We start from the raw sequence: 23,710 nt of genomic DNA, 5'->3' as shown, positions 1-23,710 counted from the left end.
CGCGCACGTACTTCATCGTGGCGGTCCAGGCGGGCCTGGCCGCGGCGCTGGCCTGGCTCGTCGCCCGTGAGGTGCTCGGCAACCCCGACCCGACGTTCGCGCCCGCCGCGGCCGTCGGTGTCATCGCCGCGTCACTCGGCAACCGCACCCGGCGCACCGTCGAGCTGATCGTCGGCGTGGTCCTCGGCATCGTCATCGGGGACGCGCTGATCCGCCTGCTGGGCACCGGCCCGTGGCAGACCGGCGTGGTGGTCTTCCTGGCGGTCACCGCGGCGGTGCTGGTGCGCGGCACCGGCGCGCTGGTCACCCAGGCCGGCGGTACGGCGGTGCTGGTCGCCACGCTCACCCCGGTCTCGCCGGACCTGGAACTGCCCCGGACGATCAACGCGCTGGTCGGCGGCGCGGTCGGCCTGCTGGTGGTGCTGGTCATCGCGCCGCTCAACCCGCTGCGCACCGGGCGTCGGGTCGCCGACCCGGCACTGGACACCTTCGCCCGGGAGATGACCGCCTCGGCCGAGGCGTTGGCCCGCGGGGACGTGCGCGCCGCCGGCGAGGTGTTGCACCGGATGCGCGCCGCCGAGCCGGACCTCGACCGGATCGACGAGTTGGTGAGCGCCGCCGACGAGGTGGTCCGCTTCTCCCCGGTGCGCTGGCGGCGCCGGCGCGCGCTGGACGCGTACCGGCGCGGCGCCGAGCACCTGGACCGGGCGTTCCGCAACAGTCGCGCGCTGGTCCGCCCGGTCGGCGCCGCGCTGCGCGACGACGAGCCGGTGCCATCCGACCTGCCGGCCGCGCTGGAGCACTTCGGTGCCGCGATCCGGCTGCTGCACCGGGAGTTCCTCGCGGCGCGGGAGCCGGTGGAGGCCCGGGACCGGGTGTTGCGGGCGGTCCGCGAGGCGGGCGCGGCGTGCCGCCAGGAGATCGGCTTCTCCGGCACCATCGTGGTCTCGCAGTTGCGCACCGCCGCCAACGACGTGCTGCGGGCCACCGGCGTCCCGGCGGACGAGGCGCGCCGCCTGGTCCGCCGGGCCGCCGCGGCCCGCTGACTCTGCCTAACATGGGCCGTGCCCGAGCAGCCGACGATCGACGACGCCACGCTCGCCCGCATCAACGAGGGCGTGCAGTTGCACCACCAGCGGGGTGAGCGGGAGGCCGCGCGCGACCTGTTCACCCGGGTCTGGGGTGAGATCGGCGGTGAGCGGGGCGATCCGCTGCACGTCTGCGTCCTGGCGCACGCCATGGCCGACGTGCAGGACGACGTCCGAGAGGAACTGCGCTGGGACGAACGGGCGCTCGTGGCGGCCGGCCGGCTCACCGACGCCCGGGTGGCCGAGTCGGGGGTGCCGCTGTCGGTGGCCGCGCTCTATCCGTCCCTGCACCTCAACCTGGCGGAGTGTCACCGTAAGCTCGGCGACCTCGACCGGGCCCGCGAGCACCTGCGGCACGCGGAGGCGAGGATCGGCGCGCTCGGCGACGACGGCTACGGCACGCTGATCCGGCGCGGCCTGGACCGCCGGCGGGAGCAACTGGCATCCGGTTAGGGCGACGGCGACGCCCGGCGGGAGCGGTCGAGCCGGCGCGGGGCGGAAACCCGGGGCGATGAGTTCGGCGCGGGGCGGCGGTCTGCCCTGCGACTGAGACAACCGAACTCAACGGGAGCACCGCATGGGCGTCATCCAGATCGAGCTGTTCACCACCCTGGACTTCGTGGCGCAGTCGCCCGGCAGCCCGGACGAGGACCCGCTGGGGTTCCCGTTCGGCGGCTGGCAGGCGCCGCTGCTGGACGAGGTCTCCGGGGCGCAGGTCATGACGGCGTACCAGGGCACCGACGCGCTCCTGCTCGGCCGGCGGACCTACGGCATCTTCGCCGCCTACTGGCCGCACCAGGAGGGCGGCGAGGACAACGAGATCGCCGCGCTCTTCAACCGCATCCCGAAGTACGTGGCCTCCCGTGGCCGCCCCGACCTGTCGTGGCAGGGTTCCACGCAGCTCGGCCCGGACCTGGCGAGGGCGGTACGCGAGGTGCGGGACCGGCACGAGAACGTGAAGGTCGTCGGGAGCTTGAACCTGGTGCAGACGCTGCTACGGGAGAGGCTCTTCGACCGCATCGACCTCTGGGTGCACCCGATCGTGCTCGGCGTGGGCAAGAAGGTGTTCGACGGCGGCGCGGTGCCCGCCAACGTCACCCTCCTCGAACCGCCGGTGGCCAACTCGAAGGGCACCGTCTACCTGCGTTACGGGCTCGCCGACGGCACGCCCGCGACGGGCGACATGGGCGCGCCGGACCGCGGCGTCTGACGCCGCGTCACGCCTCGGTCAGCCGGCTCTTCTGCACCTTGCCCATGGCGTTGCGGGGCAGCGCGTCGACCAGCCGCACCTGGCGGGGTCGCTTGTGCACGGACAACTGCCGAGCCACGAAGTCGATCAGCTCGGCCTCGCCCAGGCCGTCGCCCACCACGTACGCGGTGATCTGCTGGCCCAGGTCGGGGTGCGGGGTGCCGACGACGGCGGCCTCCCGCACGCCCGGGTGGGCCAGCAGCGCGTCCTCCACCTCGCCGGCGCCGATCCGGTAGCCGCCGCTCTTGATCAGGTCGGTGGCGGCCCGGCCGACGATCCGGTGCCAGCCGTCCGGCCCGACGGTGGCCACGTCGCCGGTGCGGAACCAGCCGTCCGCCGTGCGGGTGGCCGCGTCGGCGTCCGGCCGGTCGAGGTAGCCGTCGAAGAGCGTGTCGCCGCGCACCTGGAGCTCGCCCATGGCCGCGCCGTCGGCGGGCAGCGCGCTCCCACGTTCGTCGACCACCCGGGTGCGCACGCCGGGCAGCGGCACGCCGACCGTGCCCGGCCGCCGCGGCCCGTCGGCCCGGGCGCTCACCGTGATCAGGGTTTCGGTCATCCCGTACCGCTCGACCGGCCGATGGCCGGTCAGGTCCGCGAGCGCGGCGAAGACCGGCTCCGGCAGCGCGGCGCTGCCGGACACCAGCAGCCGGGCGCCGCGCAGCTCCCGCGCCGCCGCCGGCTCCGCGGCGATCCGCGACCAGATCGTGGGTACGCCGAAGTAGAGCGTGCCGCCCGCGGCCGCGTACCGGTCGGGGCGGGGCCGCCCGACGTGGTGCAGCCGGCTGCCGAGGCGCAGCGGGCCGAGCACCCCGAGGACGAGCCCGTGCACGTGGAACAGCGGCAGCCCGTGCGCGAGCAGGTCGTCGGGAGTCCAGGCCCAGGCGTCGGCGAGCCCGTCCAAACAGGCGGCGATCGCGCGGCGGGACAGCACCGCGCCCTTCGGCGCGCCCGTGGTGCCGCTGGTGTAGAGGATCAGCGCGGGGGCCGCCGGCTCCGGCTCCCGGTGGCGGGTGTCCGAGCGTCGGGCCAGGTCGACGGGCAGGGTGGTCGGGGTGGCGGCGCCGTCGGGGTCGTGCCGCCCGAGCAGCAGCTCGGCCCCGGAGTCGCGCAGGATGTGGTCGCGTTCCACCGGCCCGGCGTCCGGCGGCACCGGCACCACCGCCGCGCCGGCCAGCAGCCCGCCGACCACACCGACCACGGTCTCCAGGCTCGCGGTGGCGGACACCGCGACCCGGCGTACGCCACCCAGGTCGTCGGCGACCGCGGCGGCCGCCCGGCGCAGCTCGACCCAGGACAGCGACCGGTCGTCGACGCGGACCGCGTCGGGACGCTCGTCCGTGGACTCGTCCAGCCAGGTCAGCAGCGGCACGGCGCCCTCTCTCGGGTCGACCGGCGCCGACCTCGGACGTCCCGACCGTAGCGGCGTCGGCGAGCGGGCGGCCACCCCTACGGCGTGTCCGGCCCCTACCGCCCGGCGACGTGTTCCCGCCGGCGCGTCCGGCGCGGCCTCGGCTGACAGTTCGCGTTAGGGGGTGTCTAAGGGTTCTTCGGAATTGTGACCCCGATTACGTTCGAATTGCACAGGAGATCGCCGCCGGCCACCGGTGCAGGGCCATTCCTTCCGTTTCGGCGGAATGCGGCGGTGATCCGCTCGACAAATGCGTTCGGCAATTGCGCGCGCATGGCGAGGCTGAACGACGAGCGACGGAGGTCGTGTCATGACAGCTTCTATCAATCCCGCTCCGGCCGTCCGGGCCGGCTCCCTCGTCGACGGCGACGACCGGAGCGACTGGACGGCCCAGGTGGGTGCCGACGCCGCGGGCGTCGTCGAGGCGGTGCTGGAGGGCGGGCCGGCAATGCTGCCGGCCGAGCTGCGCAACCAGCGGGTGTCCACGGTCGAATCGAAGATCAAGGTTCGGTACTACGGGGGTTATGAGCACTTCGAGCGGGACCCGGCGGTCGCCCTCGACGGCGTGCCGGCGGTGTTCCGCTGGACCGGTCGTACCCGGATCGCGGAGTGAGGGAGAGGCGGTAGCGCGATGGGGGTCGGGGAACTGCGCGACGATGCGCACCTGGCGGTGACCGACGTGGCCACGGTGACCGCGTTCTACGCGGAGGTCTTCGAGGCCGAGCCGGTGCAGCGGGAATGCCTGCTGGACGGGCGGGTCGTGCACGCCGAACTGCTCGTCGGCGGGCACCGGCTGACGGTGAGCGAGTGGTCCGACCGCCCGGCCGAGAAGGGCGGGGACGTCCCGAGGTCGCTCACGCCGCCCGACCCGCACCTGCTCGTGCAGCGCGCGCTGGCCGCCGGCGCGACGCTGGAGGCGACGAACGGCGGCCCACCGGTGGGCGTGGTGCTGCGGGACCCGGCCGGCCTGCGCTGGGCGGTGCCCGGGGCTAACACGACCTAGTCCGCCGTCATCGACGGACGCCCCGCCGCCGGCGACGGCGGCGGGGCCGTCCTGGCCGGTGCGGCGACGCGACCGGCGAGAGGAACACGAACACATGTCGGGACCGCTGCGCGGGATGCTCATCGCCGACTTCTCCAGGATCCTCGCGGGGCCCTACGCCACCATGCTCCTGGCCGACCTCGGCGCGGACGTCGTCAAGGTGGAGGCGCCCGGCGGCGACGACACCCGCGACTGGCGGCCGCCCGTCCGCGACGGCGTGTCCACCTACTATCTCGCGGTCAACCGCAACAAGTGGTCGGTGGTGCTGGACCTCGCCGACGCCGACGACCTGGTGCTGGCCCACCGGCTCGCCGACCGGGCCGACGTGCTGATTCAGAACTTCCGCCCCGGTGCGCTGCGCCGCTACGCGCTCGACCACGACACGCTCACCGCCCGCAATCCGGCCCTGGTGTACGCGTCGATCAGCGGCTTCGGCGCCGCCGCCGGCGCCGACCTGCCCGGCTACGACCTGATGGTGCAGGCCGCCGCCGGCCTGATGAGCCTCACCGGGGACGCCGACGGCCCGCCGTACAAGGCCGGTGTGGCCGTCTTCGACGTCATCGCCGGGCTGCACACCGCGATCGGCGTCCTGGCCGCGCTGCACGACCGGGGCCGGACCGGCCGGGGGCAGCACGTCACCGTGGACCTGCTCTCGTCGGCCCTGTCCGGGCTGGTCAACCACGCCGCCGCGTACGTCGCCGGGGGAGTGGCGCCGCACCGCAGCGGCAACGCCCACCCGAGCATCACGCCGTACGAGCCGCTGCCCACCGCCGACGGCGAGCTGGTGGTGATCGCCGGCAACGACGCCCAGTTCCGTACCCTCTGCCTGGTCCTGGGTGTGCCGGAGCTGGCGGACGACCTCCGCTTCCGGCACAACGCCGACCGCACCGCGCACCGCGACGCCCTACGGCCGCTGCTGGTCGCGGCGCTGGCCCGGCGCGGCAGCGCCGACTGGTTCCGCGAGCTGCGCGCGGCGGGCGTGCCGTGCAGCCCGATCAACTCGGTCGCCGAGGGGGTGGCGCTGGCGCAGCGGCTCGGGCTCGACCCGGTGGTGACGGTCGGCGGGGTGCCGGGCGTCCGACATCCGATCGGCCTGTCGGCCAGCCCGCCCCGCTACGACCTGCCCCCGCCGGACCTGGACGAGCACGGCACCGAGTTGCGCGCCTGGCTCGCGGGGGAGTGAGACACGACGCGGTCCACCGGGCTCGCCTCAAGTCCACTCGATGTCGTGCCCACCCGGCCGCGGCGGGCGCAGGGGCGGAATCTGCGGCGGCCCGCGGGTAGCCTGCCCGGCATGATCGAGAGCGTGAAGGTCGCCGTCGTGGGCGTCGGGAACAATACCTCGGCGCTGGTGCAGGGCATCGACCTGCACCGGCGGACGGGGAGCCTGACCGGCGTCCGCCATTCCGAGGTCGCCGGGCTGGGCGTGGACGCGGTCGAGGTCGTCGCGGCGTTCGCCACCTCGCCGGTCCGCGTGGGCCGGGACCTGCACGAGGCGATCTTCCTGCCACCCAACAACTTCCCCCGCCTGGGCGCGGACCTGGCACCGTCCGGTGTGCTCGTCCAGCGTGGCCTCGTCGACTCGACGGAGGTCCACCGGGTGGCCGACGCGCTGACCGGCGCCGAGGTCCTGCTCTACTCCGCGCCGAGCGGCCGGCCGGACACCGCACGCGCCTACGCCGAGGCGGCGCTCCTGGCCGGGGTGGGTTTCGTCAACACCACGTCCGACCCGATCGCCCGGGACCCGGCACTGCTCGGCCGGTTCACCGAGGCCGGCCTGCCCCTGATCGGGGACGATCTGGCCAGTCAGTTCGGCACGTCCGTCGTCCACCACGCGCTGCTGCGCCTGCTGGCGGAGCGCGGCCTCACCCTGACCAGTTCCTACCAGGTCAACCTCGGCGGCACGGAGGACTTCCGCAACCTGGCCGAGCACCCGGACACGAAACACCGGTCCAAGTTGAACGCGCTGGGATCCGACCGGGTGCACCTGGCACCACTGGGCTACCTGCCGCACCTGGGATCGCGGAAGGTCGCGCACGTCAACATCGAGGCGCAGGGTGGGGGCGGGACGGCGGTCAGCCTGGACCTGCGGTTGACGGTGCACGACCCGAGCGGCGCGGCCGGGGTGAACATCGACCTCGTCCGGATGGCCGCGGTGGCCCTGCGCGCGGGCCGAGGTGGGCACCTTCCCGAGGCGGAGTCCCTGCTGAAGTCGCCTCCGGGTCCGGCGGTCTGAACGTGATCGCGCCCGCTCCGAACGCCTCGGTCAGAGCGTCTCGACGAGCCGGAACCGCTCCAGCACGGCCGGCGTGTCGTCGTCGATCGTGAACGCCGGGTCGCCGAGCCAGCCACGGTAGTCCGCGCCGTGCCAGTAGTTCTCGTGGCCGGCACGCCAGTCGGCCATCGACGCGTAGCCCTCGCCCTCGTCGCGGGCGTGGTCGAGGTCCACGTCGCCGATCCGGGCGACGCGGACCTCGACCAGCTCGATCACGGCCACCGGCCGGCCGGCGGAGTCGATCACCGCGAAGCGGGTGCCGACCTCCGGCATGGCCTCGCCCTCGATCTCAAGATCTTGGAGCAGGCCGGTGGTGCTGGTCTTCGTCCCGTCGAGCACGGCGGCGACCAGTTGGTCGCGCAGCGGCCCGGGGAAGGCGAACTCGTAGGTCGGCAGCTCGGGGACGGTCACGGCAGGCAGCGTAGCCGCGCCGCGGGTCAGCGGCGACGTAGTTTCGGGTCGAGCAGGGCGGGCGGGGTGTCGTTCTTCTCGTCCGGCGCCAGGTCGACGCCGGGGGCGACGATCGCGTCGATCGCGTCGAGCACGTCCCCGGTGAGCACGGTGTCCGCGGCGGCGAGCTGCGCGCACAGGTGCTCCGGTGTCCGAGGGCCGATGATCGCGCCGGTCACCGCCGGGTGCGCGGTGACGAAGCCGAGCGCGAGCTGGATCAGTGTGAGCCCGGCGGAGTCGGCGACCGCAGCCAGCTGCTCCACGGCGTCCATCCGGGCCCGGTTGGCCGGGACGGTGGTGTCGAAGCGCTGCGGCATGAACGCCGACCGGTGGGTGGCGATCTCGCGGCCGGCCCGGATCGCGCCGGAGAGCCAGCCGGACGCCAGCGGGCTCCAGGCCAGCACGCCGAGCCCGTGGCGCTCGGTCACCGGCAGCACGTGCGACTCGACGCCACGTTGCAGGATCGAGTAGCTGGGCTGCTCGGTGACGTACCGACCGAGATGGTGTTCGCGGGCCGTCCACTGCGCCTCGACCAGCCGGTGGGCGGGATAGGTGGAGGTGCCGAAGTAGCGGATCTTGCCGGCGCGGCGCAGGTCGGTCAGCGCCGACAGGGTCTCCTCGTCGCTGGTGGCCGGGTCCCAGCGGTGGATCTGGTAGAGGTCGACGTGGTCCACCCCGAGCCGGCGCAGGCTCTGCTCCAGCGCGGTGACCAGCCAGCGCCGTGAGCCGCCCCGCTGGTTGCGGTCCTCGCCCATGGGCAGGGCGGCCTTGGTCGCCAGCACCACGTCGTCCCGGCGGCCGGCGAGGGCCTTGCCGACCATCTCCTCGGAGACGCCGTTGCCGTACACGTCGGCGGTGTCGATCAGATTGATCCCGGCGTCGAGGGCGGTGTCGACGAGCGCGGTCGCCTCGTCCTGGGTGATGTGCCCGATCGGGCCGAAGTTCATGGCGCCGAGCGCCAGCGTGCTGACCTGCACGCCGGTGTGGCCGAGAGTGCGGTACCGCATGGTGTTCCTTTCGGCGGCCGCAGTGGGCGGCCCTGAGTGGGTGACGGGTCGTCCCGGCTGGCACCATGGCTAGACGGAACGTTGCTCCGGTAACTATACGGAACACGGTTCCGTTTGCCCACACGTACTCAGGGAGAGGACGGACGGTGTGAGCGACACCACCGGGCAGGCCCGCCGGCGGGCCGACGCCCGACGCAACGAGAAGGCGCTGCTCGATGCCGCCGCGGCGGTGTTCGTCGCGTCCGGCGTCGAGGCCCCGGTACGCGACATCGCCGCCGCGGCCGGCGTCGGCGTGGGCACGGTCTACCGCCACTTCCCGAACCGGGCGGACCTGGTGGTGGCCGTCTATCGGCACCAGGTCGAGGCGTGCGCCGAGGCCGGCGCCGGCTGCCTGGCCGCGTCGACCACCGCGTACGCCGCGTTGACCGGGTGGATCGACCAGTTCGTCGAGCTGCTGGCCACCAAGCACGGGTTGGCCGCCGCGCTCCGCGCGGACAGCGCCCAGTTCGACGCGCTGCACGCCTACTTCGTCGATCGCCTCGTGCCGGTCTGCGCCGAACTGCTCGACGCCGCTCGGGCCGCCGGTGAGATCCGGGTGGACGTGGACGCCTACCAACTGCTGCGCGCCGTGGGCAACCTCTGCATCGGCGCGGACACCGACCCCCGCTACGACGCGCGCCGGCTCGTCGGCCTGCTCCTCGCCGGCCTGCGGGCGCGCGGCTGACCATCCCGGTCGGCGGGCGCCTCAGCCCGGTGTCGGCAACCGCCGCCCGCGCCGGTCCCGGCCGTCCCGCCACCGTCGGGTCCGCGCCATGCCGGGGCGGCGGCCTGCGTACGCTGGCCCGGTACGCCGCCTCGACCGTGGAGAACACGATGCACACCCGCACCGCTCGACCCGCCGACGTGCCCGCCCTGGTCGACCTGATCCAGTCGGCCTACCGGGGGGACCGCGCCCGGGCCGGCTGGACCCACGAGGCGGACCTGCTCGACGGGCAGCGCACCGACCCGGAGATGGTGGCCGCGGCGGTGACCGGCCCGGGGGGCGTGGTGCTGGTGGCCGAGCGCGACGGTGGGCTCATCGCCTGCTGCCAGGTGGAGCGGCGCGACGACCACGCCTACTTCGGCATGTTCGCGGTCGACCCGCGGCACCAGGGCGGCGGGCTGGGCCGGGAGTTGCTGGCCGAGGCCGAGCGGTACGCCCGCGAGAGCTGGCACGCCGGCGAGCTGCGGATGACCGTGATCGTCCAGCGCGACGACCTGATCGCCTGGTACGAGCGGCGCGGCTACGTGCGTACCGGCGAGCTGAGCCCGTTCCCGTACGGCGACGAGCGTTTCGGCGTGCCACGCCGCCCGGACCTGGCGTTCGAGACGCTGCGCAAAAAGCTGGGCTGACTCAGGCCCGGACGCCCGCGCCGCCGTCCGGCGTCGCGGCTGTCGACTCCGCCGCCTCACCGTCGGGCGCGGTCGGTGACGTCGTCGGCGGATCGGGGTCGGTCGTTTCGGTCGGGTCCGCGGTCGGCCGGGGCGGTGTCGCCGACTCCGACGGTTCGGCGGACTTCGACGGGCTGCTGGACGGCGACGGCGTGGCCGACCGCGACGGGTCGGCGCCGCTCGGCGAGCCGGACGGCCGGGGACCGGCCGTGGGTGGGTCGGAGTCGCGTCCCGGCGCGCCGCCGGCCGGCGGTCCCTCGTCCCGTACCGGCTCGGTGGGCGGGGGCGCCCAGGGTCGGTCCGGGCCGGTCGCGGAGCGGGAGTCTCCGATGGTGACGACGGTGGATCGCCGGCACGGCACGCCGCCGATCGCGAACGAGTCGGCGACGGTCCCGCCGCGATCGCTCCAGGTGCCCCGCAGCGGAAGCCGCGTCGTGCCGGCCGGGTCCACCGCCACCGGCAGACGCACCTGGCGGCCCGACTGCCAACGGTCGAGCGGCGCGGTGAGCTGTTGACCGGGCGGGAGTCGGAAGGACAACACCGGCTCGCCGGCCGGTCGCGGCCCGGTGACTTCGACGCTGACGTCGGCGCCGAACGTGCCGTCCGTCGCCCGGTCGGCGGACCAGGCGACGGCGCAACCGAACGGCGCGGCGGACGGCGGCTCCGTCGCTCCCTCGGCGGCGTCGCCGGTCGAGGAGAGCCCGGGCAGTTGGGCGGCGAGCACCGCGCCCGCCAGCACGACCGGCAGGCCGCCCACCAGCAGCGCCCGGCGACGTCGTGCGCGCGCGGACCCGGTGACCACCGTCGGCGGGAAAGCCGGGGGGCCGGCGACGGCGGGCCGCATCCGCGCCGGCGGGATCGCGACGGTCCCGCCGAGCCGGTGGGCCACCTCCTCGGCCGTCGGCCGGTCCTCGACCTCGGGCGCCAGGCAGGCGCGACGCAACTCGTCGACCGCCTCCGGCACGCCGTCGACCGGGAGCACGGCCAGGTGGTCCTGGCGCTCGGGCTGGTCGGGGCGCACCGGCGGGCGTCCGGTCAGGCACTCGGTGAGCAGTAGGCCGAGGGCGTAGACGTCGCTGGCCGGCACCGCGACCCCGCCGAGCAGTTGCTCCGGCGCCATGTAGCGGGGCGTCCCGCGGATCTCGCCCCGGCCGTTGACGGTGTCGGCGCCGACCGCGAGCGCGATACCGAGATCCACCAGCTTCGGCCCGGCGGGCGGGAGTAGCACGTTGCCCGGCTTGAGGTCGCGGTGCACCAGCCCGGCGGCGTGCACGGCGGCGACCCCGGCCGCGATCTCCGCGCAGATTCGGACCGCCTGCGACCAGTCCAGCGCCCCGTCGCGGCGCAGCGCGTCGGCGAGCGTCTCGCCCTCGACGTACTCCAGCACCAGGTACGGCAGCCGGCGCAACCCGGCGACTCGGGCCTCGCCGTAGTCGTAGACCATGGCCACGTTCGGATGGTTCAGCCGAGCGGCCGCCCGTGCCTCTTCCCGCACCGCGGCCCGCCACCAGCGGTCGTCGGCGGCGTCGGAGTCGAGCAGCTTCACCGCGACGGTCCGGCCGAGCAGTTCGTCGACGGCGCGCCACACGGTCGCCGTTCCGCCCCGACCGATCTGATCGACCAGCCGGTAACGCCCCGCCAGAACCCGCACGCTCACCCCCCCCCGGACGGTCTCGTGGCCGCATCGGTCCCTGCCCCCGGGACCACCGCGGCGACCGGCCCGGGTTGCGGGCAGTGCTACCCCGCACACGGTAGCGGGAAACGGAGGCGCGCCGCATCCCCCCGGCGGGTGGGTCAGCCCGGGGGATGCGGGCGCGCGACCAGCGTGACCAGCTTCTTGGGGGCGAGCACGCAGTAGCTCTCGGTCAGCAGCTCGGCGACCTCGGCCCAGTCGGTCTCGTCGTCGAGCGCCAGGCCGACCACGTCGGGGCCCCAGTCCGGCTTGAAGAACGGCGGGCCGGCGGCGACCAGCCCGGCGATCTCGTCGCCGGGGGAGCGGAACGTCAGCACGCAGATCGGCTCGTCGGTCCCCGCGGCGCGCGCGTAGGCCGCCTGGTGGTCGGGGTCGACGGTGCACACGTGGGCGAACGTGCGCTTTCGGATCCGCCAGCGGGTGCCCACCCAGGCCGGCTCCTCGTAGGTCTCGGGCAGGCCGAGGCAGACCGGTCGCAGCCGGTCGAGGTAGGGCTGTGGGACGTCTCCGGGCCCGGTCATGCGCGCAGGTTAACCGCCCCCACCGACAACCTCCGCCGGCCGGCGCGGCGGCCTTGCCGCCACCGGCGCGGACGTCGATTGTCGTACCCGGGGAGTACGACAGCGATGAGTTTCGGCGCGGCGCACGGTCGGACCTGGTGAACGGTCGAACGGAAGGACGAGACGTGACATCAACACGAGTACTTGTCGGCACGCGCAAGGGCGCGTTCATCCTGACGTCGGACGGCCGGCGCGCCGACTGGACGGTCGACGGGCCGCACTTCGGCGGCTGGGAGGTCTACCACCTGACCGGCTCCCCGGTCGAGCCGGACCGGCTCTACGCGTCGCAGTCCGGTGGCTGGTTCGGGCAGCTCATCCAGCGCTCGGACGACGGCGGCAAGAACTGGACGACGGTGGGCAACGACTTCGCCTACACCGGCGAGGTCGGCGAGCACCTCTGGTACGACGGCACCCCCCGGCCGTGGGAGTTCAAGCGGATCTGGCACCTGGAGCCGTCCCGGCACGACGTGGACACGGTCTACGCCGGCGGGGAGGACGCCGCCCTCTACCTCTCCACCGACGGCGGCCAGAAGTGGTCCGAGCTGACCGCGTTGCGCCAGCACCCGACCGGCCCGAGCTGGCAGCCCGGCGCCGGCGGGATGTGCCTGCACACGATCATCCTGGACCCGGCGGACCGTGACCGGATCTACGTGGCGATCTCGGCGGCGGGCGCGTTCCGCAGCGACGACGGCGGCGCGAGCTGGCTGCCGATTAACAAAGGGCTGCGCTCGGGGGAGATCCCCGACCAGGATTCCGAGGTCGGGCACTGCGTGCACCGCCTGGCCCAGCACCCGTCCCGGCCCGACACGCTGTTCATGCAGAAGCACTGGGACGTGATGCGCACCGACGACGCGGGCGCGAACTGGCGTGAGGTCAGCGGCAACCTGCCCACCGACTTCGGTTTCCCGATCGCGGTGCACGCGCACGAGCCGGAGACGATCTACGTGGTGCCGATCACCAGCGACTCGCTGCACTATCCGCCGGACGGCAAGCTCCGCGTCTACCGCAGCCGCACCGGCGGCGAGCAGTGGGAGCCGCTGACCAACGGGCTGCCGCAGGAACACTGCTACGTCAACGTGCTGCGTGACGCGATGGCCGTCGACACGCACGAGGAGTGCGGGATCTACTTCGGCACCACCGGCGGGCAGGTCTACCACTCGGCGGACGGCGGCGACAGCTGGGCGCCGATCGTGCGCGACCTGCCGGCGGTGCTGTCGGTCGAGGTCCAGGTGCTGCCGTGATCCGGGTCGTGCTGCCAGCGCACCTGAAGAACCTGGCGCACGTCAGCGGCGAGGTCCGCGTCGAGGTCGCCGGGCCGCCCACCCAGCGTGAGGTGCTCGACGCGCTGGAGACCGCGTACCCGATGCTGCTGGGCACGATCCGCGACCGGCACAGCGGCGAGCGCCGCCCGTTCGTCCGCTTCTACGCCTGCGAGCTGGACCTGTCGAACGAGTCGCCGGATTCGCCGCTGCCCGAGGAGGTGGTCACCGGCAAGGAGCCGCTCATCGTGCTCGGCGCGATGGCCGGCGGCTGACCGCCGGGGGGAACCGGGGCGGCGTCGGCCACGTCTGACGCTTCATGACTGGTGGCAGAGCCCGGACCGTCGGATGGGCAGCGGTCGCCGTGTTGACCCTGGCCGGCTGCACCACGCACGCACCCGCCGCGCCGCCGCCCCACGATCGGGGCGTGCCGGCCGGCGGTCTGCGGCTGGTCGCGTTCGACTCCTGCGACGAGGCGCTGCGGCAGCTCAGGTCCGCCGCGAAGGCGGCCGTGGGTCCGTGGGGCCTCGGCGCGGACGCCGGGATCCTGCCGTACGCGGCGGCCGAGCGGGCCGGTGCGGTCGGCGGGGCGGTGAAGGACGCGGCGGGCGCGCCGTCGGCGGGCTTCTCCGGCACCACGGTGCACGAGGCCGGGGTGGACGAGCCGGACCTGGTGAAGACCGACGGCCGGCGGATCGTCACGGTCTCCCGCGGCACGCTGTCCGTGGTGGACCCGGCGAGCCGTCGGCTGACCGGCCGGCTGGCGCTCGACCCGACTACCGAACAGCAGCGGTACGCCGGTGGCGAGGCCAACCTGCTGCTGCACGGCGACCGGGCGCTGGTGTTGCTGCCCGACCGGTGGGTCACCGCGCCGGTCGCGGCGAAGCGCCGCCCGGCGCCGGGCTCCCCGCGGGCCCGGCTGGTGCTGGTCGACCTGGCCGGCGCGCCGAGGATCGTCGGCGACTACCAGGTCGACGGGCGCCTCGTCGACGCCCGGCAGGTCGGCGCGACCACCCGGGTGGTGGTCCGTTCCGCGCCGCGGATGGTGTTCCCGCAGCCGGCGAAGGGCACGGACGCGCAGCGGACCGCCGCCAACCGGGCGGTGATCGACAAGGCGACGCTCGACGACTGGCTGCCCCGCTACCAGGTCCGCGAGGGTGGCCGTATCGCCTCCGGGCGGGTCGGTTGCGACCGGCTCAGCCGGCCGGCCGGGTTCTCCGGCGCGTCGCTGGTCACCGTGCTCAGCTTCGACCTCGGCGCGGCTGCTCTCGGCACGGGTGACCCGGTGACCGTGGCAGCCGACGGGGACACCGTCTACAGCAGCGGCCCGCGGCTCTACCTCACCAACGACAACCGCTGGCGGCTTCCGCTCCGGCCGGCGACCCGGGCGGACGACTCCACCGAGATCTACCAGTTCGACGTCGGTGCGGGCACGCCGCGCTACGTCGCCGCCGGTAGGGTGCCGGGCCGGCTGATCAACCAGTACGCGCTGTCGGAGTGGGACGGTCACCTGCGGGTGGCCACCACCACGGGCGGCGACCGGTGGGGCAGCGGCGACGACTCCGTCTCGGGCGTGCACGTGCTGCGGACCGACGGCGCGCGGCTCACCGAGGTCGGCAAGGTCACCGGTCTGGGCAAGGGGGAGCGGATCTACGCGGTGCGGTTCCTCGGCCCCACCGGCTTCGTGGTGACGTTCCGGCAGACCGACCCGCTCTACACGCTGGACCTGCGGGATCCGGCCGCGCCCCGGCTGACCGGCGAGTTGAAGGTCAACGGCTACTCGTCGTACCTGCATCCGGCCGGCGACGGTCGGCTGCTCGGGGTGGGGCAGGAGGCGACCGACCGGGGGCGGATCCAGGGCCTGCAGGTGTCCTTGTTCGACGTCGCCGACCCGGCCCGACCGACCCGGGTCGCCCAGCACCACGTCGCGCAGGGCTGGTCCGATGCGGAGTTCGACCCGCACGCGTTCCTCTGGTGGTCACCGGCGCAGCTGGTGGTGCTCCCGGTGATGCGGCCGGGGGTGGTCACCGACCGGGCCGGCGGCGAGGGCGCCCGGGGCGCGCCCGGCGCCGAGGTGCTGGCGTTGCGCGTGGGCGCGGGCGGGTTCTCCGTGGCCGGCCGGATCGCGCATCCGCCGTCTTTGGCCGACGGCGCGGAGTGGAGCATGCGGATCCGCCGGTCGCTGGTGGTGGGCGACGTGCTCTGGACGGTCTCCGACGCCGGTCTGAAGGCCACCGCTCTGACCGGCCTGACCACGCTGGCCTGGGTGCCGACGACCTGACCCGCCCGGTCACCGACCCGCCGGGGCGGGTCGGGTCGCCGGTTCGGCGATGTGGCGGTATCCCGGCGGAGTGGACCCAACGACTTCCCCGAGCGCGTCGACCACCAGTCGAACGGGTGTTCCCGCGGCGCCAACCCGGCGGTCACCGACGCGAAGTGGCACCACGTGCGGGTGGTGCACCTGCCCGCCACCGGCGAGATCGCCGTCCACGTCGACGGTCACCAGGATCCGTTGATGACCGCGAAGGACACCACGTTCATCTCGGGTCGGGTGGGCTTCGGCTCGGTCGACAACGTCGGGCGTACCCGGACCTTCACGGTGACCGGCGAGCCGGCCCGAGGGACACGCCGGGCCGGGGCGGTGGCCGGACGGCCACCGCCCCGGTCGCGCTCAGCCGATCGAGCAGGGGGCGCCGTTGAGACTGAACGACGCCGGCTTGCCGGTGTTGCCGGTGTGCGTCGCCCGGAAGCCGATGTCGATCGAGCCGCCCGCGCCGATGGTCGCGTTGTAGGAGACGTTGCGCGCGGTCACCGCGCCGCTCGTCGGCGCGTACGTGGCGTTCCAGCCGCCGGTGATGGTCTGTCCGCCGGGCAGGGTGAACGCCAGGGCCCAGCCGTTGACGGCCGAGCCGCCGGTGTTGGTGATCGTGACCGCGGTGGTGAGACCGATGTTCCACGCGTTGACCGTGTAGGCGACCCGGCATCCGCCGCCCGTGGGTGGCGGCGTGGTCGGCGGCGGAGTCGTCGGTGGCGTGGTGGTGGGCGGCGGGGTGCCGTCGCTGATACTGCCGGGCACCGAGCGCAGCGCGTTGTACCAGGCCGCGGCCATCTTGTTGTAGCCGCCGGCGTTGGGATGCACCCCGTCGGCCAGGTCGCTGAGGGTGAGTGCCGCGTACATGTCCACCAGGTGCACCCGCCGCCCGGCGTCGGCCCGGCTCTTCACGATGCCGGGGATCGCGGCGTTGTACGCGCGGACCTGGCTGTCCGCGCCGGACTTGGGGACGATCGTCGAGACGAAGACCTCGGTGGTGGGCGACGTCGTGGTGATGCGGTCGATCAGCGTGGCCAGCCGGGACGGCGCGCCGCTGGTGTCGCCGTACATGTCGTTGGTGCCGATGTGCAACAGGACGGTGCGAGGGTTCGTCGCCCGCAGCCAGGTGACCACGTTGGCGTCGACCTGGGCGATGGTCCACCCGGAGTGACCCTCGTGGTCGTGATCGCCCAGGCTGCTCGGGCCGTTGAACTGCGAGCCGACGAAGTCGATCCGGTAGTTGTCCGCGGCCAGCCTCCGCCACAGCTCGATCCGGTAGCCGCCGGGGACGTTGAAACCGTCGGTGATGGAGTCGCCGAGCGGCATCACCCGCACGCCGCCGTTGGACTCGGCGCTGGCCGGGCCGGTGGCGAGGGTCGCCGCGGCGACGAGGACCGCCATGGCGGCCGTCGCGGCGCTCAACAGTCGAAATCTTCGGATCATCGGTGCCTCCGGGTGGTGGACCCCCCGCGTCGCCACGACCACCTCGGCGCACGACACGGTGGGTGAGGGGGTGATCGGCCGGGACCCGGACACCGGCGGTGGCGAGAGCCTGCCCTCGGCACTCGCTCACTCCACGCTACGGACGCTTCGATATCGTTGTCAATCAATGATCGGATGACGCCGACGAGGAGGTCGATGGCGTCGGCGGTCCGCGTTGCGCAGGATCGCCAGGCGCGTACGCGACCGCGGCGGCTGACGCGCGCCGCGCCGGCCGCGCGCGTGGTAAGCAGGTCGAGGACCGCGCACGCGACGAGAGGACCGGCCCATGCCGACGTTCATCACCATCGGGTACGGCGACCAGGAGGGCTACGACCGCACCGATCCCGCGGTGCGCGACTCCGCCCACGCGCACGACGAACGGCTGCGGGCGGCCGGCGTGCAAATGGGCGTGGCCGGGTCACCGGCGCAGGTGCGCAACCCCGACGGCGCGGGCGTCGAGGTGCGGGAGGGCGCGTTCCTGACCTCGGGGCTTCCGATCGGCGGGTTCGCCGTCATCGAGGCGGCGTCGATGGAGGAGGCGATCGCCCTGGTGGCGGGCACGCCGTGCGCTGTCGCGCACGGCGTGGTCGAGGTGTGGCCGCTGCGCGAGACACCCTGAGCCGACCGTGCCCGCACGATCGACGTGACGGGCGGTGCCGGCTTGACCCTCGACCCGGTGCAGGGCTCACCCTGCACGGATGACGTCCGGAGAGAGTGGCACCCGAGAAGATCGTCCGACGACCGACCTGGCGCGGCTGCGGCCGGTGGTGCGGGCGAGTTGGACAGCGGACACCTGCGATCCGCACGACCTGCCGCACTGGCACCCCGGCAACCCGGCCCGTGGACAGTGCGGAGTCACCGCACTCGTCGTCCAGGACCTCCTCGGCGGCGACCTCGTCCTCGGCGAGGTCTTCGTCGGCGACACGAAGGTCGGCTACCACTACTGGAACCGGCTGCCCGACGGCGACGAGGTGGACCTCACGGCGGACCAGTTCCACCCCGGGGAGGTCGTGGTCGGCGCCGAGGTGCGGCGACGCCCCCCGGGTGCTCCCCGGCGGGGCCGGCAGCAGTACGAACTATTGCGGCGGCGCGTCCTCGCCGCCCTGCCCGACGATCCGGCACCGCCCGCCGGCGACCGTCCGGCCGACCCGGTTTCGTCTTCCGTTGCCCTGGGCAATCAGCCAGTCGACGACAACCACCCCGTGGAAGGGCGACCATCATGCACGTCGGCGGCATCATCTCCGGCATCATCATCGGTCTGATCATCGGCGCCCTGGGCCGCCTGGTCGTGCCGGGCAAGCAGAACATCCCGATCTGGCTCACCCTGGTCATCGGCGTGGTGGCGGCCCTGCTGGGCACGGCCGTCGCCGGCGCGCTGGACGTGGCCGACACCAGCGGCATCGACTGGATCGAGTTGCTGATCCAGGTCGTCTTCGCCGCCATCGGGGTGGCCATCGTCGCCGGCACCTACGGCCGCCGACGCATCTGACCCCGAACTGACGCCACCCCGACCGTGCGCGACGACCCGTCACAGCGGTGACGGGTCGTCGCGCAGCCGGCTGTAGAGCCAGCCGTCGCGCCCGGCGCCGGCCCGGGACTCGCCGGCCCGCACGACTCCCTCGAGCTGGAAGCCGGCCTTCTCCAGCGAGCGCTGCTCCGCGGCGCTCTCGGCGTGGGCGCCGCCCTGGATGTGCTGCGCCGGAGAGTGGCTGAACAGGTAGTCGCAGAGCAACGCCCGGACCCGCCAGCCGATGCCCCGCCCGCCGGAGTCAGACGGCGAACGGGCCGCCGGGGCCGAACGCCAGCGCCGCGAAGCGCTCGCCGATCCGGCGGTCCGCGACCGGGTCGGGGTGCAGTTGGTCGGGCAGCGGCAGCTCGGCGAAGTCCGCCTCGCCGTAGAGTCGCAGCCCGTCCAGGTAGTGCAGGTTCGGGTCCTCGGCGGCCCGCTGCGACACGATCCGGGCCAGCTCGGCGCGGATGACCCGCAGGGTGAGCTTGCCGGCGGCCTGTTCGGCCGGGTCGCCGGTGGCGACGAACCGCAGCGCGCCGGTGCTGAAGTCGGCCGCGCCCGGTCCGGGCGTGTCCTCCTGGATGGGGCACAGGATCGAGGAGACGACGAGCAGCGGGGTGTCCGGGTGGCCGTCGCGCAGCGTGTCGAGGAAGCCGTGCACGGCCGGGGTGAACGCGCGCAGCCGCATCGCGTCGCTGTTGACCAGGTTGATGCCGATCTTCACGCTGATCAGGTCCGCCGGGGTGTCCCGCATGGCCCGGGCGGTGAACGGGTCGAGCAGCGCGCTGCCGCTGAAGCCGAGGTTGACCAGCTCCACGCCGGCGAGTCCGGCGGCGATCGCCGGCCAGGTGCCGGTGGGGCTCTCCGCGTCGGAGCCGTGACTGATCGAGCTGCCGTGGTGCAGCCACACCCGCCGGCCCCGGTCGCCGACCGGCTCGACCGGCGCGTCGGTGCGCAACGCCACCAGCTCGGTGATCTCCCGCTGCGGCAGCCAGATCTCCACCTCCTTGTCGGCGGCGGGCAGATCGACGAAGCGCACCACGGCGACCGGACCGGCGTCGACGGTGGTGGTGCCGGTGGTGAGGTCGATGGTGAGCACCCTGCCGCCGTCGGCGGTGGCCTGGCCGCCCAGCCGCCCGTCGACGAGCAGGTCGTAGCGGCCGTCCGGGCGCGGCGGGGCGCCCTGGTAGACCATCTTGGTGGGCAGCACGTCCAGCTCGACGACGGTGGCGCGGGTGCGGAACACCAGGCGCACGCCGGACGGCATCGTCTCGGCCATCGTCACCTGCGGGTCGGTGTTCTGGGCCCGCGCCCGGGCGGGTAGCCGGTGCGGCAGCACACCCTGGGCGGTGCGTTCCAGGTCGAGCGCGCCGCGCAGCAGGGCGGCGGTGATCGGCGTGGTGATCGAGGGGTGCGCGGATGTCATGATCCGATCCTGCCCAACGGTGATCAGGAGGGCCACCCGTTTCGTCCGACAGGCCGGACTCGTGCGGCCGGCCTCGCGCAGCCAGCGGTCCGGTTCGGCACGCCCACCACCTTGCCGCCCAGCGAGGTGTCGTCGAAGCGGCCCTCGCCGGTGAGCGCCAGATCTGCCCCGGCGAGCCCGCATCAGTCCGCCAGCACCAGCTCGACGTAGCGCTCGGCCATGGTGGCGAGAACCTGGTCCGGGTCGGTCGCCCACACCTCGGCGTTGAAGATCTCCACCTCGGTGTCCCCGGTGTAGCCGGCCGCCTGCACGGCGCGGCGCAGCGGCGGGAAGTCGATGTGCCCGTCGCCCATCATGCCGCGCCCGAGCAGCACGTCGGCCGGGAGCGGGGTGAGGAAGTCGCAGACCTGGAAGCTGGCGATCCGTGGCCCGGCCCGGGCGATCTGCCGCCACACGTCCGGGTCCCACCACACGTGGAACGTGTCCACCACGACGCCGACCTGCTCGGTCGGGAACGCCTCGGCCAGGTCGAGGGCCTGCCCGAGTGTGGACAGCACCGCCCGGTCGGCGCAGTACATCGGGTGCAGCGGCTCCAGCGCCAGGCGCACCCCGCGTTCGCCCGCGTACGGGGCCAGCTCGGCGAGCACGTCGGCGACGCGCTGCCGCGCGCCGCGCAGGTCGCGAGAGCCGGGTGGCAGCCCGCCGACGACCAGCACGAGGCAGTCGGTGCCCAGCCCGGCGGCCTCGTCGATGGCGCGGCGGTTGTCGGCCAGCGCCTCGGTGCGTGCGCGCTCGCCGTCGGCGGTGAGGAACCCGCCCCGGCACAGCGACGACACCCGCAGCCCGGCGTCGGCGACGAGTTTCGCGGCGACCGGTACGCCGATCTCGGCGACCGGTTCGCGCCACAGCCCGATCGCGCCGATGCCGGCGCGTACGCAGCCGTCGACCGCCTCCCGGACCGACCAGCGCTCGGTGGTGCGCTGGTTGAGCGACAGTTTCGCCAGCCGCGGGTCGGCGGTCATCCGGTCACCCCCGCCACGGCCAGGTATCCGCGCATCCGGGCGGCGGCCAGCTCCGGGTCGAGCAGCAGCCCGGCTGCGTCGGCCAGCCGGAACGCCTCGACCAGGTGCGGGACGCCGCGCCCGCCGTGCAGGCCACCGACCATGGTGAAGCCGGGTTGCCGGCCGTTGAGCCAGGCCAGGAACGCGATGCCGGTCTTGTAGTAGCGGGTGGGTGGGGCGAAGACGTGCCGGGACAGCGGCACGGTCGGGTCGAGGATGGCCCGGAAGCCGGCCGGGTCGCCGGCGTCGAGCCGTTGCAGCGCCGCCGACGCGGCCGGGGCGATCGCCGCGAACGCGCCGAGCAGGGCGTGGCTGGACCGTTCGCCGTCGCCGGCGATCAGCTCGGGGTAGTGGTAGTCGTCGCCGGTGTAGACCTTCACGGTGGGCGGCAGCAACTCGCGCAGCCGCACCTCCCGGCCGGCGTCGAGCAGCGACACCTTCACCCCGTCGATCACGTCGGCGTGCGCGTGCACCAGCGCGACGAACGTCGTGGTGGCGTCGTCCAGGTCGGTGGAGCCCCAGTAACCGGTCAGCGCCGGGTCGAACATGTCGCCGAGCCAGTGCAGCACCACCGGCGCGCCGGTCGAGCCCAGCACCCGCCGGTAGACGCGCAGGTAGTCGTCGGGGCCGGTGGCGAGCGCGGCCAGGTGCCGGCTGGCCATCACCACCGCGACCGCGCCGCACTCCTGCACGAACGCGACCTGCTCGGCGTACGCGGCCACGACGTCGTCGAGTGAGTCGGGCACGCCGGTGAGCTGGTCGGTTGCCGCCCCGGCGACGATGCGCCCGCCGCAGGTGACCGCCTCGGCGGCGCTGCGCCGGATCAGCTCCCGGGTGGCCGCCCAGTCCAGCCCCATGCCGCGCTGCGCGGTGTCCATCGCCTCGGCCACCCCGAGCCCCCAGGACCAGAGGTCACGCCGCACCGCGAGCGTGGCGTCCCAGTCCAGCCGCGCCGGGGCGTCCGGCGCGTTGTCGGCGTACGGGTCGGCGACCACGTGCGCCGCCGCGTACGCGATCCGGCTGGTCGGCGGCGCGTCCGGCCGCTGCCAGCCGGCCGGCTCGCGCAGGCTCAGCGTCTCCGCACCGCCGCCGGCGGTGGGCAGGATGATCCGTACGCTCACCTGTCGATCTCCTCGATCTCGACCCGCCGGCCCTCGCGGGCGGACCGCAGGCCGGCCTCGGCGAGCTGCACGCCGCGCACGCCGGCCAGGAAGTCCCACGGGAACGGCTCGTCGTCGACGACGTGCCGCAGGAACGCCTCCCACTGCGCCTTGAACCCGTTGTCGTAGTCGGCGTTGTCCGGCACGCTCTGCCACTGCGCCCGGAACGGCTCGGTGACCGGCAGGTCGGGGTTCCACACCGGCAGCGGGGTGGTGCCGCGGTGCTGGATGCGGCAGTCGCGCAACCCGGCGACCGCGCTGCCGTGAACGCCGTCGACCTGGAACTCGACCAGCTCGTCCCGGTGGACGCGGACCGCCCAGGAGGAGTTGATCTGGGCGATGACGCCGCCGGTCAGCTCGAAGATGCCGTACACGGCGTCGTCGGCGGTCGCCTGGTAGGCGACGCCGTTCTCGTCGACGCGCTCGGGGATGTGCGTGGCGGTGACCGCGGTGACGGCGGTGACCCGGCCGAAGATCTGCTCCAGCACGTAGTGCCAGTGCGGGAACATGTCGACGGTGATGCCGCCGCCGTCCTCGGCGCGGTAGTTCCAGCTCGGCCGCTGCGCGTCCTGCCAGTCGCCCTCGAACACCCAGTAGCCGAACTCGCCGCGCACCGACAGGATCCGGCCGAAGAAGCCGCCGTCGACCAGCCGCTTGAGCTTTCGCAGGCCGGGCAGGAACAGCTTGTCCTGCACCACGCCGTTCTTGACGCCCCGGGCGGCGGCGAGCCGGGCCAGCTCCAGCGACCCGGCCAGGCTCGCGGCGAGCGGCTTCTCGGTGTAGACGTGCCGGCCGGCCTCGATCGCCGACCGGATCGCCTTCTCCCGCGCGGCGGTCACCTGCGCGTCGAAGTAGATCTGGTGGGCGTCGTCGGCGAGCGCCGCCTCCAGGTCGGTGGTGTACGAGGTCAGCCCGTGCCGGGCGGCGATCTCGGCGAGTCGGGCCTCGTTGCGGCCCACCAGGGTCAGCTCCGGCCAGATGCGGCTGCCGTCGCGGGCGGGCAGTCCGCCCTGCTCGCGGATCGCGAGCAGGGACCGGACGAGATGTTGCCGGTAGCCCATCCGTCCGGTCACGCCGTTGAGGATGATCCCGATAGACGTGCGGTCCACGTGTGTGTCCTTCCCAGTGCTCAGTCGGCGGACGTCGTCGCGCCCAGCAGGTCGCGGATGCGTCCCGTGGCGCGGGCGAAGACGGGGGTCTGGTCGGTGAGCACCTTCGCCCACCAGAGCACGAGGATGGCCGCGAGGACCGCGGCGGGCCGCCAGTCCGGGCGGGCTGGTCCGTCCGGGCTGCTCGAT

26 protein-coding genes are annotated in these 23,710 nt (G+C 74.1%); 15 read left to right on the top strand and 11 right to left on the bottom strand.

Annotated features, from left to right (window positions below; all coding sequences use genetic code 11):
* The first annotated feature begins 17 nt into the window (after nt 1-17).
* The 3 genes from O7618_RS10795 (at nt 18) to O7618_RS10785 (ending at nt 2,298) form a co-directional block, all read left to right on the top strand.
* Nucleotides 18-1,046 (top strand): FUSC family protein, encoded by a 1,029-nt coding sequence (locus O7618_RS10795; RefSeq protein ID WP_278105902.1) that lies wholly within the window; start codon nt 18-20, stop codon nt 1,044-1,046.
* A gap of 18 nt (nt 1,047-1,064) precedes the next feature.
* The gene (locus O7618_RS10790; RefSeq protein ID WP_278105901.1) at nt 1,065-1,541 is read left to right on the top strand and encodes a hypothetical protein; all 477 of its coding nucleotides are present in this window, start codon (nt 1,065-1,067) and stop codon (nt 1,539-1,541) included.
* Between the two features lie 124 nt (nt 1,542-1,665).
* Nucleotides 1,666-2,298 carry a dihydrofolate reductase family protein gene (locus O7618_RS10785; RefSeq protein WP_278105900.1) on the top strand — a complete coding sequence of 211 codons (633 nt, stop codon included), beginning with the start codon at nt 1,666-1,668 and terminating at the stop codon, nt 2,296-2,298.
* A gap of 7 nt (nt 2,299-2,305) precedes the next feature.
* Here O7618_RS10785 and O7618_RS10780 read toward each other — a convergent pair whose 3' ends face one another.
* Nucleotides 2,306-3,706 (bottom strand): acyl-CoA synthetase, encoded by a 1,401-nt coding sequence (locus O7618_RS10780; RefSeq protein ID WP_278105899.1) that lies wholly within the window; start codon nt 3,704-3,706, stop codon nt 2,306-2,308.
* A 349-nt stretch (nt 3,707-4,055) separates the two neighbouring features.
* Here O7618_RS10780 and O7618_RS10775 point away from each other — a divergent pair, with 349 nt between their 5' ends.
* The 4 genes from O7618_RS10775 (at nt 4,056) to O7618_RS10760 (ending at nt 7,023) form a co-directional block, all read left to right on the top strand.
* Nucleotides 4,056-4,358: a DUF5988 family protein gene (locus O7618_RS10775; protein WP_278105898.1), complete on the top strand. Its 303-nt coding sequence runs from the start codon at nt 4,056-4,058 to the stop codon at nt 4,356-4,358.
* An 18-nt stretch (nt 4,359-4,376) separates the two neighbouring features.
* Nucleotides 4,377-4,748 (top strand): VOC family protein, encoded by a 372-nt coding sequence (locus tag O7618_RS10770; protein WP_278105897.1) that lies wholly within the window; start codon nt 4,377-4,379, stop codon nt 4,746-4,748.
* 94 nt (nt 4,749-4,842) lie between these two features.
* Complete coding sequence (locus tag O7618_RS10765; RefSeq protein WP_278105896.1) at nt 4,843-5,970, top strand: CoA transferase; 1,128 nt, start codon at nt 4,843-4,845, stop codon at nt 5,968-5,970.
* A 111-nt stretch (nt 5,971-6,081) separates the two neighbouring features.
* Nucleotides 6,082-7,023 (top strand): inositol-3-phosphate synthase, encoded by a 942-nt coding sequence (locus tag O7618_RS10760; protein ID WP_278105895.1) that lies wholly within the window; start codon nt 6,082-6,084, stop codon nt 7,021-7,023.
* Nucleotides 7,024-7,053: 30 nt separating this feature from the next.
* Here the strand turns inward: O7618_RS10760 and O7618_RS10755 are convergent, their stop codons facing one another.
* Both O7618_RS10755 and O7618_RS10750 read right to left on the bottom strand, forming a co-directional pair.
* The gene (locus tag O7618_RS10755) at nt 7,054-7,473 is read right to left on the bottom strand and encodes an ASCH domain-containing protein (protein ID WP_278105894.1); all 420 of its coding nucleotides are present in this window, start codon (nt 7,471-7,473) and stop codon (nt 7,054-7,056) included.
* Nucleotides 7,474-7,499: 26 nt separating this feature from the next.
* Nucleotides 7,500-8,519 (bottom strand): aldo/keto reductase, encoded by a 1,020-nt coding sequence (locus tag O7618_RS10750; protein ID WP_278105893.1) that lies wholly within the window; start codon nt 8,517-8,519, stop codon nt 7,500-7,502.
* A gap of 148 nt (nt 8,520-8,667) precedes the next feature.
* Between O7618_RS10750 and O7618_RS10745 the strand changes: the two genes are divergently transcribed.
* Both O7618_RS10745 and O7618_RS10740 read left to right on the top strand, forming a co-directional pair.
* Nucleotides 8,668-9,243 carry a TetR/AcrR family transcriptional regulator gene (locus O7618_RS10745; protein WP_278105892.1) on the top strand — a complete coding sequence of 192 codons (576 nt, stop codon included), beginning with the start codon at nt 8,668-8,670 and terminating at the stop codon, nt 9,241-9,243.
* Between the two features lie 29 nt (nt 9,244-9,272).
* Nucleotides 9,273-9,911 carry a GNAT family N-acetyltransferase gene (locus O7618_RS10740; RefSeq protein ID WP_278105891.1) on the top strand — a complete coding sequence of 213 codons (639 nt, stop codon included), beginning with the start codon at nt 9,273-9,275 and terminating at the stop codon, nt 9,909-9,911.
* Nucleotide 9,912: 1 nt separating this feature from the next.
* Here O7618_RS10740 and O7618_RS10735 read toward each other — a convergent pair whose 3' ends face one another.
* Complete coding sequence (locus tag O7618_RS10735; RefSeq protein ID WP_278105890.1) at nt 9,913-11,601, bottom strand: serine/threonine protein kinase; 1,689 nt, start codon at nt 11,599-11,601, stop codon at nt 9,913-9,915.
* Nucleotides 11,602-11,744: 143 nt separating this feature from the next.
* The gene (locus O7618_RS10730) at nt 11,745-12,164 is read right to left on the bottom strand and encodes an MmcQ/YjbR family DNA-binding protein (RefSeq protein ID WP_269692026.1); all 420 of its coding nucleotides are present in this window, start codon (nt 12,162-12,164) and stop codon (nt 11,745-11,747) included.
* A gap of 164 nt (nt 12,165-12,328) precedes the next feature.
* Here O7618_RS10730 and O7618_RS10725 point away from each other — a divergent pair, with 164 nt between their 5' ends.
* From O7618_RS10725 to O7618_RS10715, 3 genes are all read left to right on the top strand, one after another.
* A complete protein-coding gene (locus O7618_RS10725) occupies nt 12,329-13,444 on the top strand; it encodes an exo-alpha-sialidase (protein WP_278105889.1) in 1,116 nt (371 codons plus the stop codon).
* Nucleotides 13,441-13,737 (top strand): MoaD/ThiS family protein, encoded by a 297-nt coding sequence (locus O7618_RS10720; protein ID WP_278105888.1) that lies wholly within the window; start codon nt 13,441-13,443, stop codon nt 13,735-13,737. The genes O7618_RS10725 and O7618_RS10720 overlap by 4 nt, the downstream gene beginning before the upstream one ends.
* A 152-nt stretch (nt 13,738-13,889) precedes the next feature.
* The gene (locus tag O7618_RS10715; protein ID WP_278105887.1) at nt 13,890-15,743 is read left to right on the top strand and encodes a beta-propeller domain-containing protein; all 1,854 of its coding nucleotides are present in this window, start codon (nt 13,890-13,892) and stop codon (nt 15,741-15,743) included.
* A 390-nt stretch (nt 15,744-16,133) separates the two neighbouring features.
* On the opposite strand, the gene O7618_RS10710 is transcribed toward O7618_RS10715, so the two are convergent.
* Nucleotides 16,134-17,174, bottom strand: coding sequence for a cellulose binding domain-containing protein (locus tag O7618_RS10710; protein WP_278109964.1), 1,041 nt, complete (start codon nt 17,172-17,174; stop codon nt 16,134-16,136).
* Between the two features lie 367 nt (nt 17,175-17,541).
* Here O7618_RS10710 and O7618_RS10705 point away from each other — a divergent pair, with 367 nt between their 5' ends.
* From O7618_RS10705 to O7618_RS10695, 3 genes are all read left to right on the top strand, one after another.
* Nucleotides 17,542-17,874, top strand: a complete 333-nt coding sequence (locus O7618_RS10705) for a YciI family protein (protein WP_278105886.1) — start codon at nt 17,542-17,544, stop codon at nt 17,872-17,874.
* 79 nt (nt 17,875-17,953) lie between these two features.
* Nucleotides 17,954-18,517: a hypothetical protein gene (locus O7618_RS10700; RefSeq protein ID WP_278105885.1), complete on the top strand. Its 564-nt coding sequence runs from the start codon at nt 17,954-17,956 to the stop codon at nt 18,515-18,517.
* On the top strand, nt 18,475-18,744 hold the full coding sequence (locus O7618_RS10695; RefSeq protein WP_278105884.1) for a GlsB/YeaQ/YmgE family stress response membrane protein: 270 nt from the start codon (nt 18,475-18,477) through the stop codon (nt 18,742-18,744). The genes O7618_RS10700 and O7618_RS10695 overlap by 43 nt, the downstream gene beginning before the upstream one ends.
* Before the next feature lie 39 nt (nt 18,745-18,783).
* Here the strand turns inward: O7618_RS10695 and O7618_RS10690 are convergent, their stop codons facing one another.
* From O7618_RS10690 to O7618_RS10670, 5 genes are all read right to left on the bottom strand, one after another.
* Nucleotides 18,784-18,987 (bottom strand): GNAT family protein, encoded by a 204-nt coding sequence (locus O7618_RS10690; RefSeq protein WP_278105883.1) that lies wholly within the window; start codon nt 18,985-18,987, stop codon nt 18,784-18,786.
* A 37-nt stretch (nt 18,988-19,024) separates the two neighbouring features.
* Nucleotides 19,025-20,191, bottom strand: coding sequence for an SGNH/GDSL hydrolase family protein (locus O7618_RS10685; RefSeq protein ID WP_278105882.1), 1,167 nt, complete (start codon nt 20,189-20,191; stop codon nt 19,025-19,027).
* A gap of 182 nt (nt 20,192-20,373) precedes the next feature.
* Nucleotides 20,374-21,213 carry a sugar phosphate isomerase/epimerase family protein gene (locus O7618_RS10680; protein WP_278105881.1) on the bottom strand — a complete coding sequence of 280 codons (840 nt, stop codon included), beginning with the start codon at nt 21,211-21,213 and terminating at the stop codon, nt 20,374-20,376.
* Complete coding sequence (locus O7618_RS10675) at nt 21,210-22,373, bottom strand: dihydrodipicolinate synthase family protein (RefSeq protein ID WP_278105880.1); 1,164 nt, start codon at nt 22,371-22,373, stop codon at nt 21,210-21,212. The genes O7618_RS10680 and O7618_RS10675 overlap by 4 nt, the downstream gene beginning before the upstream one ends.
* Entirely contained in the window at nt 22,370-23,521 is a 1,152-nt protein-coding gene (locus O7618_RS10670; protein WP_278105879.1) for a Gfo/Idh/MocA family oxidoreductase, read from the bottom strand. The genes O7618_RS10675 and O7618_RS10670 overlap by 4 nt, the downstream gene beginning before the upstream one ends.
* Between the last annotated feature and the right edge of the window lie 189 nt (nt 23,522-23,710).

It is taken from the genome of Micromonospora sp. WMMD980 (assembly GCF_029626035.1).
Lineage (GTDB): Bacteria > Actinomycetota > Actinomycetes > Mycobacteriales > Micromonosporaceae > Micromonospora.
This window is presented reverse-complemented; position numbering and strand designations above follow the sequence as displayed.